This is a genomic window from Spiroplasma sp. hy2 (genome assembly GCF_044714365.1).
Taxonomy (GTDB): Bacteria; Bacillota_I; Bacilli_A; order Mycoplasmatales; family Mycoplasmataceae; genus Spiroplasma; species Spiroplasma phoeniceum.
Genome location: NZ_RXFZ02000264.1, coordinates 1 through 995, shown reverse-complemented (window position 1 = coordinate 995; position 995 = coordinate 1). Strand labels below are relative to the sequence as shown.

The 995-nt window shown below is 22.3% G+C and carries 2 protein-coding genes; both read left to right on the top strand.

The genetic code is table 4. The annotated features are described in order from the left end of the window. Nucleotides 1–129: 129 nt before the first annotated feature. Complete coding sequence (locus EHV01_RS05940; protein ID WP_422066658.1) at nt 130–309, top strand: hypothetical protein; 180 nt, start codon at nt 130–132, stop codon at nt 307–309. 12 nt (nt 310–321) lie between these two features. After that, nucleotides 322–903: a hypothetical protein gene (locus EHV01_RS05935; RefSeq protein WP_422066657.1), complete on the top strand. Its 582-nt coding sequence runs from the start codon at nt 322–324 to the stop codon at nt 901–903. The last annotated feature ends 92 nt before the right edge of the window (nt 904–995 follow it).

The following is a 995-nucleotide window of genomic DNA, read 5'->3' as shown; positions in this document are numbered from 1 at the left end:
WAATCAAATTTATCAAATTTCATAATTTTAGATTCCTATAATTTCTATTTTAAATATATTTTATAGGAATTTTAAAATAACTAGGTTATGCAAGAAGTCTAATTTAAAAATAACTTTAATAAAGATAAATTGTTAAATACGCTAGAAGATAGTGCGGTCACTGGTTTATTGGGTAATGGACTAGTATTTCAAACATACAAACAACTCAGAACAAAACAAGATTTAAAAAAAACAATTAAAACAAAAACATTACTAAATAGTAAAAAATTTATATCAAAGAAAATATATTCTAAAAAAATTAAATGATAAGGAGATGATTAAATGTTAAATGAATTATGACAAAATGTTACTTTGAAAAATTATAATAATTTTATTCCAATGACAGGTAAAATTACACAAGTTCCAGTTCGTTACAATAAGTTCTTTAAAGATGATGTAGAATTATGATTTAAAACATTTGCTTTGAGAGCACAAAATATGATTAATTCCTATTTGAATTATCCATTTTCAAAATTAAAGTTTGAAACATTTAAAGACCCATTATTAAAGAAAATTTGTATTAATATGGTGTTTATTACTATTGAACATTTAACATTTAACCGTATTCCAATTGAATTTTTTACTTCGGCAAATATGAGTGTTGGTGATATTAATTATTCTTCACAAAATGATCCTATGGCAACATGACAAGGCCTACTGCCCACTTATGCAAAATCATTGGCTAATTTAACAACTTTAAAGAAAATGTTTCGTACTTTTCAAGAAGAAAGTATTGATTTAACAATGATAGATTTAGAAGCATATTATACACAATTAGAAGTTGATGCTTTAATAGAAAAAGAAAAAACTAAGATTGACAATAAAAGTATTGTTAAAAATAACAATAATAGACTTCTTGCATAACCTATTAAAATAATTGTAAATATTTTTAAAAAGATACTAATAGCAAATTATAAATTGAAGCAATTAAATTAAATCTTAAACTAAATCGTTAT